The following is a 13,673-nucleotide window of genomic DNA, read 5'->3' as shown; positions in this document are numbered from 1 at the left end:
GTTGTAAATGAAAAGGAGCACGCCATGACGCCAGCGGCCACCTACTCTGCTTTCAAAATCTCTTCATGCTCATCCAGCCAGCCCTGACGCAGCTCCGGCACAGCGCGTTTCAGCCGCTCAAAATAGAGCTCGCTGGTGGGCTTGTCGTAGTCGCTGCGGGCCAGCTGGGTCACGATGCGCCCGCTTTTCATCACCACAATCTCGTCGCACACGGCGCGCACCGCATGCATGTCGTGGCTGATGAAGATTACGGAGAGGCCCAGCTCCCGGCGCAGTTCACTGATCAGGTCGAGCACGGCGGCCGCCACCACGGTGTCCAGCGCCGAGGTGACCTCATCACACAGAATCAGATCGGGCTCAGCCGCCAGCGCGCGCGCCAGATTAACGCGCTGCTTCTGGCCGCCCGACAGCGCCCAGGGACGCCGTCCCAGCACGCTGCGCGGCAGCTGCACCAGATCCAGCAGCTGATTGAGCCGCTGCTGACGGGCCGCACCGCTCAGACCATGAAACAGCGTCAGCGGACGCGACAGAATGCGCTCAACGCTGTGAGCCGGATTCAGGGCGGTATCCGCCATCTGAAACACATACTGAATGCGTCGCAGCTCGTTGTCAGGGCGTTTCTGCATATCGCCCGCGATATAGTGACCGTTAAACAGGATGTGACCGTGACTCGGGGCGTTGAGCCCGGCGATGGCGTGCGCCAGCGTGGTTTTGCCCGAGCCGGACTCCCCGACAATGCCAATCGCCTGCCCTTTCCATAGCCTGAGGTTGACGTCTTCCAGGATGCGCACCTTCGGGTGGCCTTCCCTGTCGCGCGGGCCATAACCGGCGCAGAGATCGCGCACTTCCAGCAGCGGCTGAATATCGGCCGTCGCGGGACACCAGCTGCTGGGCCGCTCTTTCTGGCGCGCCGCATCCATCAGCAGGCGGGTATACTCCGCCTGTGGCGCGCCAATCAGGTGTGCGGTCGTGCCATATTCCGCCATTTTGCCGCGCAGCAGCACCAGAATCCGATCGGCCATCTGCGCCACGACCGCCAGATCGTGACTGACGTAAATGGCGGTGACGCCGCGCTGCACCACCACCCGGCGAAAGGCTTTCAGCACCTCGACCTGGGTAGTCACATCCAGTGCGGTGGTGGGTTCATCCAGAATCACCACGTCCGGGTCGCCAATCAGCGCCATCGCCGTCATCAGACGCTGCAGCTGACCGCCTGACACCTGATGCGGATAGCGGTCACCGATGCTCTCCGGATTGGGCAGCGCCAGCTCACGGAACAGGCCAATCGCTTTTTCCCGCGCCGCTTTGCGGGTCAGGGTGCCGTGAATGACCACCGGCTCAATCACCTGATCGAGGATTTTCATGCCCGGATTAAACGACGCGGCGGCGCTCTGAGCGATATAAGCCACTTTATTACCGCGAAAGGCGCGCAGCTGGCCTGGCGTCAGGCTGCTGACGTCGGTGCCGGCGACGTGAATATTGCCCCCGGCAATCCGGCAGCCGCTGCGGGCGTAGCCCATCAGGGCCATCGCGATGGTGGTTTTACCCGAGCCGGACTCGCCAATCAGCGCCAGCACCTCGCCCTTCTGCACGGTAAAATGAATGTCGGAAACCAGGTCAATCTCTTCGCCGCGATCGGTCTGCGCGGTGACGCGCAGTTTATCGACCGAAATCACCGGCATGGCCGTATGGGGTGTCACGTTCATGCTCCCTCCTTCGCCAGCGTCAGCGGACGCATCGCCTGCAGGCTGTCGATAAACAGGTTGGCGCCAATGGTCAGGCTGGCAATGGCCAGCGCGGGCATCAGCACCGCCGGTGAGCCGTCAAACAGCCCCTGCATGTTTTCACGCACCAGCGTGCCCCAGTCGGCATAGGGTGGCTGCACGCCCAGGCCGAGAAAGCTCAGGCCGCTGAGCAGCAGCACGATGTAAACAAATCGCAGGCCAAAGTCGGTCAGCATCGGGTGCACCATGTTAGGCAATATGTCGTGAATGGCGATATGCCAGCGGCTTTCGCCCCGCAGCCGTGAGGCGCGGACGTAGTCCATGCTGCGCAGCGAGCTGGCCATGGCAAAGGCGATACGGAATGCGCCCGGCCAGTAGGTAAAGACCGCCGTCAGGATCAGCATTGGCAGCGACGAGCCAAAGACGGCGACGATCATCAGCGACAGCACTTTTCCCGGCAGCACCAGCAGTGCATCGTTGATACGGCCCAGTAACTCCTCCAGCCAGCGTCCCGTTACCGCCGCCAGCAGCGCCAGCAGCGTGCCGACCAGGCTGGCCAGCAGCGCCGCGCTCAGCGCCAGACCGATTGAGAACTTCGCGCCATAGAGAATGCGGCTCAGCATGTCGCGGCCGAGATAGTCGGTGCCGAGCAGGTTGTCCGCCGTCAGCCCGCCCATCAGCGGCCCGCCGCCAATATCATCGATGCTGTGCGGGGCCAGCGCGGTGCCGAACAGCGCCATCAGCAGCCAGAACAGGGAGATCAGCAGTCCCATCCGGCCAGACCAGGAGAGTGACTGTAAGAAACGCCAGGGCAGCAGAAGAGTATTCATGCGCTTCTCCATTTCGGGTTAAAGGCGATAGTCAGGATGTCGGCCAGCAGCAGCAGCACCAGATAGCAGGCGGCGAACAGCATGACACAGAGCTGCACCACCGGCAGATCGCGGTTGCTGACGGCATCCACCAGCTGACTGGCCAGACCGGGATAGCTGAAGATGGTTTCGATAATGATCACCCCGCCAAACAGATAGGAGAGGCTGAGTGAAATCGCGTTGGCAATCGGGCCGACCGCGTTAGGCAGGGCGTGACGCAGCACGGCTCTGAGCGGTGATACCCCTTTCAGCCGCGCCATCTCCAGATAGGGGCTGTCGAGCTGATTGATGATCGCCGCCCGCGTCATCCGGGCCATCTGCGCCACCAGCACACAGCAGAGCGTCAGCACCGGCAGCGCATAGGCTTTGAGGTAACTCAGCAGGTCGCTGTCCGGGCTGCCGAACGACATCGCCGACACCCAGTGCAGCCTGACGGCAAAAATCAGCACCGCAACCGTCGCCACCAGAAACTCCGGGACGGCGACCGTCGCCATAGTGCCGATAACCAGCGCCCGATCGAGCCGTGACCCGCGATTCATCGCCGCGATGATGCCGATGATCAGCGCCAGCGGCACGCAGATCAGTGTGGTAATGCCCGCCAGTTCAAACGTCGCCGGAATGCGCTGGGCCACCAGCTGTGCGACCGGCAGATGGCTGGCAAACGAGGTGCCGAAATCGCCCTGCAGCATGCCTGTCAGCCAGTGGACGTAACGCATCAGCAAAGGCTGATCCAGCCCCAGCTGCTGCCGTAACGCCGCCACCGTCTCCGGCGTGGCGTTCTGCCCGAGGATCATCTGCGCCGCGTCACCCGGCAGCAGGCTGGTGATGAAAAACACCACCGCCGAGACGATAAGCAACGTCAGGATGCCGGCACCGGTTCGCCGGGCAATCAGGAACAGCATATATCGGTTCATCGGCGTTCTCCTTACTCAGGTTCCGGATCAGGCGGTCAGCCAGGCAAACTCATGGAAGCGATACCCCATCATCATGCCCGACGGCCAGGCTTCCACTCCTTTGACCTTTTTGCTGTAGCCATCGGTGGAGCTGATAAAGGTCGGGATGAGGGTGCCGCAGTGGTCATAGATCAGCGTCTGCATATCGCCATACATCTGCTTGCGTTTCGCCTGATCGCGTTCCCCCCGTGCCGCCACGACCAGCTGGTCAAACTGCGGATTCTTCCAGCCCGACTCGTTACTCGGCGCGGTAGAGAGATAAAACTGTGAGAAGAGCATGTCGAGCGTCGGACGCGGGTTTATCGAGCCATATCCCACGGGATCTTTAGTCCAGTGCGACGACCAGTAGCCGTCATACGGCACGCGTCGCACTTTGATGTTGAGCCCGGCTCCGCGCGCAATCTGCTGGATCATCTGACCGCCTTCGGTTGCCCCTTCAATGTTGGGCGTGGTCACAATCTCCACCGTTGACCCGGCCATCCCGGCTTTTTTGATGTGGAATTTCGCCTTTTCCACATCCAGCGGGCGCGGTTTCAGGTCGGCGTTGTAGAGCGGATGCCACGGTGGCACCGGAGTGTCGTTACTGACGTCGCCGTAGCCCTGCAGGACCGTTTTCACCAGCATTTCGCGCGGCTGCAGATATTTCATCGCCAGCACAAAATCTTCGTTGCTTCCCGGCTTCACGTCGGTGCGGATAATCAGGTTGGTGTACATCCCCGATTTGCTCTCCAGCACGCCGAAGTCGCTGCTGGCTTTGATGCGCTTGCAGTCGGCGGCGGTCATGGCCGCGACGATCTGCAGATCGCCCGACATCAGCGCATTGACGCGCGCGGCGCCGTCGGTGACGCCTATCAGCTCCACCTCATCCAGGTGCGGCAGGCCCGGCTTGTAATAGTTGGGATTTTTCGTGCCGATGGCGCGCACGCCGGGCATAAAGGCTTTGCAGATGAACGGCCCGGTGCCGATCCCTTTGCTGAAATCTTTGGTGCCATCCTGCACGATTAAAAACGGCGGCGTGGCCAGCATGTAAGGGACATCGAAGTTGGCGCTGTTCAGCTCCAGCAGCACCTCATTGTCACTGACCGCGGTGAAGGTTTTGAACTGGTCGGCCAGCTTGAAAGCGATGGAGGCGATAGCCGGATCTTTGTGGCGGCTGAGTGAGTAGATGACATCTTTGGCGGTCAGCGGTTTGCCGTCATGGAAGGTCACGCCCTTACGCAGCTTAATATGCCAGCTGACGCCATCGCCCGACTCCACCGATTCCGCCAGGGCTGGTTGCACCATCAGATTTTTATCCAGCTCGGTCAGGCCGCTGTAAAACATAAACTGGCGGGTATAGTCGGCGCTGTTGTTACTTTTGGCCGGGTCGAGCGTGTCGGTGGCCGACGCATTCGACATCGCCGCGCGCAGTTTACCGCCCTTCACGGGCTTATCGTCCGCCTGTGCTGCCCCGGAAAAACCGATCAGGCCGCTGCTCATCACCGCACCCGCGGAGAGGATTTTCATCAGGCTGCGGCGTGACAGTGTGCCTTCAGTGATCATGCGCGTCAGTGCCGGATTTACCGCATCAGCGTCGTTATTATCAAATTTACTCATCTCTGTACCCTCAATAGTCAGGCGAACCGGGGATCATTTTCTTACGGTGCTGGCAACCTGGCAGCCAGCCTCCGACGGGGGTTATGAAAGGCGATCCTTTGCTTTGTAATAGAGTCCTGCGAGCGGTAAAAACCATGGCTTACCGTGATAACCGGGCAGCGCGGGCCATGTCTCACGCTGCCAGGGATTGTCCGTCGCTTTTTCAGCCAGCAGGTCGGCCATGACCCGCCCCATCCAGACCGACATCTGGGTGCCGTGACCGCTGTAGCCCAGCGAGTAGAAAACGCCATCCTGTTCACCGGCGTGAGGCAGACGGTCGGCCGTCATATCGACCATACCGCCCCAGCAGTAGTCCACCTGCGCCTGGCCGAGCTGGGGCAGCATCTGCGTCATCGCCCGGCGCAGGATCTCGCCACTGCGGGAGTCCGAGGTGGGATTGCTGACCGCAAACCGGGCGCGCCCGCCAAACACCAGACGGCGATCGGCGGTGGTGCGGAAGTAGTTGCCGATATTCAGGGAGGTGACGTAGGTCCGGTCCTGCGGCAGCACCTGTTGCAGCAGCGCCGGGTCCAGCGCTTCCGTCACCACAATAAAGCTGCCGACCGGCACGATGCGGCGCTGAAACCAGGGAAAGGGACCGACGTTGGAGCAGCCGGTCGCCATCAGCACTTTATCCGCCAGCAGCGAGCCCTGCGCGGTGTGGACCCGGTGCTGATATCCCTTCAGCCGCTCTAATTTCGTCACGGCGTGATGGGGGAAAATTTTTGCGCCGCTACGGGCGGCCGCTTCGGCCAGACCGACTCCAAACTTGCCCATGTGCATCTGACCGCCACGCTGCTGCAGCAGGCCACCGTGAAAGTCATCGCTGGCGATCTCGTCACGCACCGCCGTTTTGTCGAGCAGGGCGATCTCCGGGTCAACGGTGCGGCGCATCAGTTCATAAGCCTCCCGCAATCCGGCCATGTGTGACGCTTTGCTGGCGAGCTTGAGCTTGCCGCACAGCCGGAAGTCGCAGTCGATCGCTTCGTCCCGGATCAGCTGCCGGACATAGCTCACGGCATCGTCAAACGCCCGGTAGAAGCGGCTGGCCTGCTCCAGGCCCTGACTGGCTACCAGCGCGGCGAAGTTCTGCGCCACACCGGTGTTGCAGTGGCCACCATTGCGCGCCGACGCCTGGCTCATGACCTCGCCACTCTCCAGCAGCACAACGCTGATCCCGCTGCGCGCCAGGCTGAGCGCCGCCGAGACGCCGGTGAAGCCGCCGCCGATCACCACCACGTCAGCCTGGGCCGGCAGCGGTTCGCGGGCGGCACCGGTAAAGGCGGGAGCCGTGGCCTGCCAGAACGATTCCAGTTTCATGGGGGTTCCTCAGAGTCCGACGACGCCAGGCAGGCCGCCGATGTCGTTGATTTCGGTGTACCCGTAGTAGGGGTTTGCCGGCTCATGGCCGCGATTGACCCAGACTTTGTTTTTGATGCCGAGATCGTGTGCGGTCATCAGGTCATAGCGGAAACTGGAGGAGACGTGCAGGATCTCCTCCGGGCCGCAGCCGAGCTTATCCAGCATGTACTCGAAGCCCTTCATCTGCGGTTTGTAGGCACCCGCCTCTTCCGCCGTAATGGTCATGTGAATGGGCGCGCCCAGACGCGGAATATGATGCGGGATCAGATCTTTCATTGAGTTGGTGAGCAGCACGAGCGGAAACGCTTCGGCGACTTTCGCCAGACCGGCCGGCACGTCGGGATGCGGGCCCCAGCTCGCGCAGTCGGTGTAGATAAAGTCGCTGTCGGCTTTCTCCCAGCGAACGCCCCATTTTTTGCAGGTGCGCTGAATCGCATTGCTGACCACGTCGTAGTAGGGTTTCCATGCGCCCAGCACTTCATCCAGGCGGTAGGCTGAAAAGTCCCGGGTAAAGGCGTCCATGTCGGCCGGGTCGACGCGGTCGCTGAAACAGCGCTGCGCGGCGCCGGCCATATCGAAGCGAATCAGCGTGCCGTAACAGTCGAACGTGATAAATTTCGGTTTAAACAGAGCCATGTCACACCCTCATAGTCGTCAGTTGTGCTTAGAAATCGATAAGAACGCTCTTCTGGCGCTGGCAGGCCTGAAATGCCTGACGCCCTAAATCTTTACCAATGCCGGAGCCGAGAAAGCCGCCGGTGGGGATGATGAAGTCGCCGGAGCGGCCGTAGCGGTTGATCCAGACGGTGCCGGCGTCAATGGCGCGCATGGCGCGCAGCGCACGCGGCAGGCTCAGCGTGTGCACCCCGGCACAGAGGCCGTAGATCGCATGTGCCGCCATCGCCAGTCCCTGCTCTTCATCATCAAAGGTCTGCACCGTCAGCACCGGGCCAAAGATCTCCTGCTGCACCGCCGGGTTATCCTGGGTGACGTGGCTGAGCAGCGTAGGCTGCCAGAACCAGCCCTCGTCGGTGTCGGCAAAACGCGCGCCGCCGACAATCACCTCGGCACCCTGCGCTTTCGCCGCCTCAATGACCGAGCTGACTTTGTTGCCCTGGCGCGCATCAATCAGCGGCGCGTAGCGGCTGCTCTCCTGCCAGGTGACGCCCGGTTTCACTTCCCGGCAGAGCTGCGCCAGCCGCTCAACCAGCGGATCGGCGATGTTGCGCTGCACAATCAGGCGGGTGCCTGCCACACAGGCCTGACCGCCGTTAGCGGTGAAGCCGCGCAGAATGCGCTGGGCCAGCACCTCAGTGTCGCCTGCATCATCAAAGACCAGCTGCGGACTTTTGCCGCCCAGCTCCAGCGTGACCGGTTTCATGCCGAACTGTGCCGCGTCGCTCATGATGCGTGCACCGGTCTGCGTCGAGCCGGTAAACGAGACTTTGCGCACCAGCGGGTGTTTCACCAGCGCACTGCCGGTGACCGCCCCACTGCCCTGCACGATGTTCAGCACCCCGGCCGGTAAGCCCGCCTGAATCGCCAGTTCGGCCATGCGCACGGTGGAGAACGGCGTCAGTTCAGACGGCTTGAGCACCACCGCATTGCCCGCCGCCAGCGCCGGACCGCATTTCCACGACGCCATCGACAACGGGAAATTCCACGGGGTAATCGCGCCAATCACGCCATAGGGTTCAGCGATCAGCATGCCGAGGCTGCTGTCGCGGGTGGGAAAGAGATCGCCGCTGTATTTGTCAGCGCATTCGGCATAGAAGCGAATCGCTTCGGCCGTGAAAGGGATTTCGTGCTGCACCACGTCGCTGATGGGTCGGGTCGATCCCAGCGCTTCCAGCTGGGCCAGCAGGGGATCCTGCTCAATCAGATCTGCCCAGCGGCGCAGAACCCGGCCACGTTCCCGTGGCGCGCAGCCTGACCAGCCGCTGGTTTTCAGCGCCTGATGCGCCACGGTCACGGCGTGATCGACATCTTCTGGCGTGGCGTCCCGTAGCTGCGCATAGACCCGGCCGTCTGAGGGGCGTTTAACCTCAGACAGGGCGCCCTGGCCTTGCACGTGCTGGCCGCCAATATAATGGCCAGCCGGAAGAGAAACGTTTTCAGGGTCGAAACTTAACATGGAATAATTCCTTATTTGTTACACCCATCAGTTGCTGGTTAATTCGTTTTTTCAGCCGCCGATTTCTGCGCGGGTAATAAGCTAATGCAGAAAGTATGCCAGCCGGGCAAAAAATAAAAATGCGTTTAAAACAGCGCAAAAAAATTTTCTGCCGTATTGCCGGATGATTTTTTGCGGAATTGCCGAACAATTAAACAGATGATTTACTTCACAAAAATCCTGCGCCCTGCTGGTGCAGCCTGCACGGAAATTGCACCAAAGCGGATATTCCGGGCAAGGCGGGTGATTAACTGAAGCCTGCCCCGCCGGTTTACTGACGCGCTTCACATCCCGGATCATTTCTTATGTTTTAAACCCGATACGTTGACGCCGAAAAAAATTATCCGGAATCGCCGCCAAAAAAAAACGCCAGCCGGATGACCCGACTGGCGTTTAATTACTCTTTATTCACAGACTGCCGATATGAAACGTTTTTTGTTCCAGATATTCGTCAATGCCGTAACGTGATCCTTCCCGGCCAATGCCGGAGAGTTTCACCCCGCCAAAGGGAGCCACTTCCAGGGAGATCGCACCGGTATTGAAGCCGACCATCCCGAACTCCAGCGCTTCCGCGACCCGCCACGCCCGCCGGATGTTTTCGGTAAAGAAGTAGGCCCCCAGACCATAGGGCGTGTTATTCGCCATGGCGATCGCCTCCTCTTCACTGTCAAAAATAAACAGCGGCGCGACCGGGCCAAAGGTCTCCTCATGAGCGATGCGCATCGAGTCTGTCACCTCCCCCAGAACCGTAGGCTGTACAAAAGTACCGTTGCCCTGGCTGATGCCGCCGGTCAGCAGGGTTGCGCCCTGGCTCAGCGCATCATCAATATGACCATTCACTTTTTCCACCGCGCGCTCATTGATCAGCGGGCCGATGGTGCTGTCAGGCGCAAAACCATCGCCGACTTTCAGGGTGGCGACCGCCTCCAGCAGTCGTGCGGTAAAGCGCGCATAGATGCTGCGCTGCACCAGAATACGGTTGGCGCAGACGCAGGTCTGTCCGGCGTTGCGAAATTTGCTGAGCATGACCCCGGCCACCGCAACCTCGATATCGGCATCCTCAAAGACAATCAGCGGTGCGTTTCCGCCCAGCTCCAGACTCAGACGTTTGATGCTGTCGGCGCTCTGCTGCATCAGTAACTGCCCGATCCGGGTAGAGCCGGTAAAGGAGATTTTGCGCACCGTGCGGCTCCCGGTCAGGGCCGCGCCAATCTCCGTGGGCAGGCCGGTTAATACCTGTAATACCCCGGACGGAAAACCGGCGCGCTCTGCCAGCACGGCCAGCGCCAGCGCGGAGAGCGGCGTCAGTTCTGAAGGTTTGACGATGATTGGACAGCCAGCCGCCAGCGCAGGCGCTACCTTGCGGGTGATCATCGCAATCGGGAAATTCCACGGCGTAATCGCGGCGGCCACGCCGACCGGCTGTTTCAGCACCAGAATGCGGCGGTCCTCGCTGGGCGCGGGAATGGTATCGCCATAAATGCGGCGCGCCTCTTCGGCGAACCATTTCACAAAGCTGGCGCCGTACAGCACTTCCCCTCTGGCTTCTGCCAGCGGTTTACCCTGTTCGGCGGTCATGATGATTGCCAGGTCATCGGCATTCTCAATAATCAGCTGATGCCACTTCTCCAGCAGCGCGGCACGGCTGGCATTGGGTGTCCTGCCCCAGCTGATGCGTACCGTTTCCGCATAAGCAATGGCCTGCTCCGTTTCGGCGTATCCCAGCGCCGGGATCGTCGCCAGCGTTTCACCCGTGGCGGGATTGGTAACCGGCAGCGTGGCCCCCTGCTGCGCATCCTGCCAGCATCCGGCAAACAGCGCCTGCTGGCGCAGCAGATCGCTGTCGTTGAGTTGAAGTTGCGACATAACATCCCCCTGTAGTGAGCTGCTTCCACTTTATCGCGCCCGGTGAGTGCAGGATGTTGTTTCAGGGTGAGAGAGAGGCTGGCGAAGAGGTTTTAAGCAGGCTTTCGAAATTTTATGCCGTGGGGGAAACCCGGCGCATCCGGCCGGATGCGCGGAGTGATTAAATCTGGAAGTCGATAACCGGCTCGTCGTCGCTGCTGTACGAGAGCGCCTGACGCTTGATCTCCTCCAGTGACAGGTTGGCGTTGCAGAGTTCCAGAAACTGCCAGACATAGTTGCGTTGCAGCTGACCGCGCTTCAGGCCGAGCCAGACGGTACTGGCATCGAACAGATGGGTGGCATCAATGCGCACCAGCTCTTCACTCTCTTCGGTTTCACACGCCTGGTCGGCCAGAATCCCGACGCCTAATCCGAGCTTAACGTAGGTTTTCACCACGTCGGAGTCCTGCGCGCTGAGTACGATGTCCGGTTTCAGACCGGCGCTCTGGAAGGCGCGATCCACCCGGGAACGGCCGGTAATGCCCTGCCGGTAGGTAATAAGGGGATGGCGGCTGAGGGTGCTCAGCGAAACGGGCTGGTTCTGTACCAGCTCATGCCCTTTCGGCACCAGTAAGGCGTGGTGCCAGCTGAACCAGGGAAAGGCCGCCAGGCTGCTGTTGTTGACCAGCATCTCACTGGCGATGCCGACATCCGCCTCCCCCGCCAGCAGCATCGATACAATCTCCTGCGGGGAGCCCTGATTGAGTTCCAGCCGGACATTCGGATAGAGCTGGCGAAACGCTTTGATGATCTTCGGCAGGCTGTAGCGCGCCTGAGTATGGGTGGTGGCGATCGTAAGGATACCGCTGGTTTCATTGGTAAACACATCGGCCAGGCGGCGGACTTTGCCCGCCTCATCCAGGATGCGTTCGGCAATGGTCAGCAGCGCTTTACCCGGCTCGGTCATCCCCAGCAGACGTTTACCGCGGCGGATAAAGATCTCCACGCCAAGTTCATCTTCCAGATCCCGGATGTGCCGACTCACACCCGACTGGGAGGTAAAGAGCGTGTTAGCGACTTCCGTTAAATTAAATTCACAGCGGGCCGCCTCGCGGATGATTTTAAGCTGCTGGAAATTCACGGTATTTACCTCCCTTTACATAATCTGATTCTGTGATGGTAAGAACTATTATTGATAACGGGAAATACTAAAAAATTTGGCTTTATGACTTTAGGGAATAAAGGGGTGGGGTTGTTTGTTGCGTGAATGGGCGCTGGGGAAGGTCGCTGCGCGGGTTGAGTCTGAGCAGGTTTCGTTCGCCCAACAGGTTGGGCAGTTTCAGCTTCGCCTCTGCAGGCGACCGACAAGGGGGCGCCAGTCGCCGCGCCCCCTTGACCCCGGGCTCCGGCCTGCCTCACCGCCGCTTCGCGGTCCCTTCGCTTCTTCCGGATTTCTCACGGACCGGCAGGACGCGCCATCCCTGGCGCGACCCCGCCTCTTCGCGACATCCCTGTCGCTCGTCCTGAAATCCCTCATCCGCTCAGCGGCTCAGACGGCCTCCCTCCCCGCTGTTAACCTTTCTATTTATCTGGCTCTCTTATCGCGGTGAGAATTGCGTAGGCGTTTTTCGCTTTCAGGCCAGCAGATAGCTCTGCATCCCGGAAAACATAAGATTTCAAAGGCGGGGTGTGGGAGAGGCATCCGGCGCGCTGAGGAGCAACCGGAGGCCAGGATGAGCCGACAGGACGTCGGCGAAAGGACGGCACGAGCCAGGGATGGCGAGTCCGGACGGTCCGTCGGCCGCAGGGCGTGACGAAGGCACCCCGCAACGCGGGGCGCGGAGGCTGCCGGACGCCGGGATTGTTAAGGGGCGGGCGTCCGCCCCTTGACGCGTCCGCCTGCACGGGCAGGCTGAAACTCCCTCACGCCTGGCGGGCGAAACCTTCTCAGAGCCAGCCCACCGCCAGGTGAAAACGCCCCGCGCCTGGCAGGCCCCCCCACCATTAACTCACTAACATCAGCTCCCGCTCCTCGTTCAGCGGCGTGTTCAGCAGCGACAGCAGGATATTTTTCACCGCCTGTGCGGAAGGCGACAGCGGCAACCGCGCGGAGATGTTCAGCGACAGCGGCAGACTGAGTGAGGGACTGTTGATGCGCGCCATCCAGGCATCCGTCGACCCCACCAGCGAACGGGCGGCGGATTCCGGTAATACAGTTACGCCCATGCCGCTGGAAATGGCGGCGGTCAGGGTAGAAATCGATTCAATCTCACCGATAATGCGGGCGCTCAGGCGACGCAGGGAGAACGCCTCATCAACCCGCTTACGCACCGCACTGTAGTCGCGCGGCAGGAACAGGCTCATCTGCGCCACATCCGCCAGATCGACACTGGCACCCGGGCAGTCGGTGGCGCCCACCAGATAGAGATCCTCTTTCATCAGCGGCATGCTGTTGATCCCGGCGGTGGGCGCGCGGTCGTAGAGCACCGCCATATCCAGCTGACCGGACATCACTTTCTCATTCAGTACGCTGCCGCTGTTTTCGTGCAGGTAGACCAGGACTTCAGGAAACTGATCGCGAACGGTCTGCAGCAGCGGCATCGTCAGCGAAGAGGCCGCAGTGCCTGGTGCCAGACCAATTGAAACCTGACCACTGAGGATCTGACCGGCATTGATGACCGCCGTCTGGGCCTGCTCACACTGGCGCAGAATGGTGCGCGCATGACCGTAGAGAATCTTACCGGCCTCTGTCGGCGTGACGCCCCGCTTGGTGCGGATCAGTAACTGCTGATCCAGTTCATTCTCCAGCGTGGCGACCTGCTGACTGAGTGCAGGCTGGGCGATATGCAGCACTTCCGCTGCCTGCGTCAGACTGCCGATATCGACGATTTTCACAAAGTATTTCAGTCGTCTTAAATTCATCTTGCCTCCGTCACTAGCCCTGAATAGCGAATAGGATCTGCGTCCTTCGCCTGATGAGAGGGATTTTGCAAGATGCAGGCCAGGTTTAAATCTCGCTCCCTGACCAGGCTCGGGATTTTTCCTAACGGCCCGGAAAATAAGCGTTTCTGATTACCTCTTAGGGGTTAATAAGGATCGGGAATGGCTGAGC

10 protein-coding genes are annotated in these 13,673 nt (G+C 60.7%); all 10 read right to left on the bottom strand.

The window, feature by feature from the left end:
• Window positions 1–41: 41 nt before the first annotated feature.
• The 10 genes from OXR04_RS01545 to nac all read right to left on the bottom strand — a co-directional run bounded on the left by OXR04_RS01545 (window position 42) and on the right by nac (window position 13,483).
• Window positions 42–1,706 carry an ABC transporter ATP-binding protein gene (locus tag OXR04_RS01545; RefSeq protein ID WP_267371418.1) on the bottom strand — a complete coding sequence of 555 codons (1,665 nt, stop codon included), beginning with the start codon at window positions 1,704–1,706 and terminating at the stop codon, window positions 42–44.
• Window positions 1,703–2,554: an ABC transporter permease gene (locus OXR04_RS01540; RefSeq protein ID WP_058958297.1), complete on the bottom strand. Its 852-nt coding sequence runs from the start codon at window positions 2,552–2,554 to the stop codon at window positions 1,703–1,705. The genes OXR04_RS01545 and OXR04_RS01540 overlap by 4 nt, the downstream gene beginning before the upstream one ends.
• Window positions 2,551–3,507, bottom strand: coding sequence for an ABC transporter permease (locus tag OXR04_RS01535; protein WP_009089409.1), 957 nt, complete (start codon window positions 3,505–3,507; stop codon window positions 2,551–2,553). Before OXR04_RS01535 ends, OXR04_RS01540 begins: the two co-directional genes overlap by 4 nt.
• A gap of 27 nt (window positions 3,508–3,534) precedes the next feature.
• Complete coding sequence (locus tag OXR04_RS01530) at window positions 3,535–5,142, bottom strand: ABC transporter substrate-binding protein (protein WP_140925543.1); 1,608 nt, start codon at window positions 5,140–5,142, stop codon at window positions 3,535–3,537.
• Window positions 5,143–5,223: 81 nt separating this feature from the next.
• Window positions 5,224–6,501 carry an FAD-binding oxidoreductase gene (locus tag OXR04_RS01525; protein ID WP_267371422.1) on the bottom strand — a complete coding sequence of 426 codons (1,278 nt, stop codon included), beginning with the start codon at window positions 6,499–6,501 and terminating at the stop codon, window positions 5,224–5,226.
• A gap of 9 nt (window positions 6,502–6,510) precedes the next feature.
• Window positions 6,511–7,179 carry a haloacid dehalogenase type II gene (locus OXR04_RS01520; protein WP_046102145.1) on the bottom strand — a complete coding sequence of 223 codons (669 nt, stop codon included), beginning with the start codon at window positions 7,177–7,179 and terminating at the stop codon, window positions 6,511–6,513.
• Window positions 7,180–7,207: 28 nt separating this feature from the next.
• Window positions 7,208–8,677 (bottom strand): aldehyde dehydrogenase family protein, encoded by a 1,470-nt coding sequence (locus tag OXR04_RS01515; protein WP_058958299.1) that lies wholly within the window; start codon window positions 8,675–8,677, stop codon window positions 7,208–7,210.
• Between the two features lie 447 nt (window positions 8,678–9,124).
• On the bottom strand, window positions 9,125–10,582 hold the full coding sequence (locus tag OXR04_RS01510) for an NAD-dependent succinate-semialdehyde dehydrogenase (protein WP_267371426.1): 1,458 nt from the start codon (window positions 10,580–10,582) through the stop codon (window positions 9,125–9,127).
• Between the two features lie 160 nt (window positions 10,583–10,742).
• Window positions 10,743–11,702: an HTH-type transcriptional regulator Cbl gene (cbl, locus tag OXR04_RS01505; protein WP_009089396.1), complete on the bottom strand. Its 960-nt coding sequence runs from the start codon at window positions 11,700–11,702 to the stop codon at window positions 10,743–10,745.
• 863 nt (window positions 11,703–12,565) lie between these two features.
• Window positions 12,566–13,483, bottom strand: a complete 918-nt coding sequence (nac, locus tag OXR04_RS01500; protein WP_009089395.1) for a nitrogen assimilation transcriptional regulator NAC — start codon at window positions 13,481–13,483, stop codon at window positions 12,566–12,568.
• Window positions 13,484–13,673 lie beyond the last annotated feature (190 nt).

The sequence above is a fragment of the Pantoea sp. GM_Pan_3 genome (assembly GCF_026541045.1).
Taxonomy (GTDB): Bacteria; Pseudomonadota; Gammaproteobacteria; order Enterobacterales; family Enterobacteriaceae; genus Pantoea; species Pantoea anthophila.
This window is presented reverse-complemented; position numbering and strand designations above follow the sequence as displayed.

Coding starts and splice junctions, on each gene's coding strand:
- OXR04_RS01545 (WP_267371418.1), bottom strand. CDS start 1,706: ATGAACGTGACACCCCATACGGCCATGCCGGTGATTTCGGTCGATAAA.
- OXR04_RS01540 (WP_058958297.1), bottom strand. CDS start 2,554: ATGAATACTCTTCTGCTGCCCTGGCGTTTCTTACAGTCACTCTCCTGG.
- OXR04_RS01535 (WP_009089409.1), bottom strand. CDS start 3,507: ATGAACCGATATATGCTGTTCCTGATTGCCCGGCGAACCGGTGCCGGC.
- OXR04_RS01530 (WP_140925543.1), bottom strand. CDS start 5,142: ATGAGTAAATTTGATAATAACGACGCTGATGCGGTAAATCCGGCACTG.
- OXR04_RS01525 (WP_267371422.1), bottom strand. CDS start 6,501: ATGAAACTGGAATCGTTCTGGCAGGCCACGGCTCCCGCCTTTACCGGT.
- OXR04_RS01520 (WP_046102145.1), bottom strand. CDS start 7,179: ATGGCTCTGTTTAAACCGAAATTTATCACGTTCGACTGTTACGGCACG.
- OXR04_RS01515 (WP_058958299.1), bottom strand. CDS start 8,677: ATGTTAAGTTTCGACCCTGAAAACGTTTCTCTTCCGGCTGGCCATTAT.
- OXR04_RS01510 (WP_267371426.1), bottom strand. CDS start 10,582: ATGTCGCAACTTCAACTCAACGACAGCGATCTGCTGCGCCAGCAGGCG.
- nac (WP_009089395.1), bottom strand. CDS start 13,483: ATGAATTTAAGACGACTGAAATACTTTGTGAAAATCGTCGATATCGGC.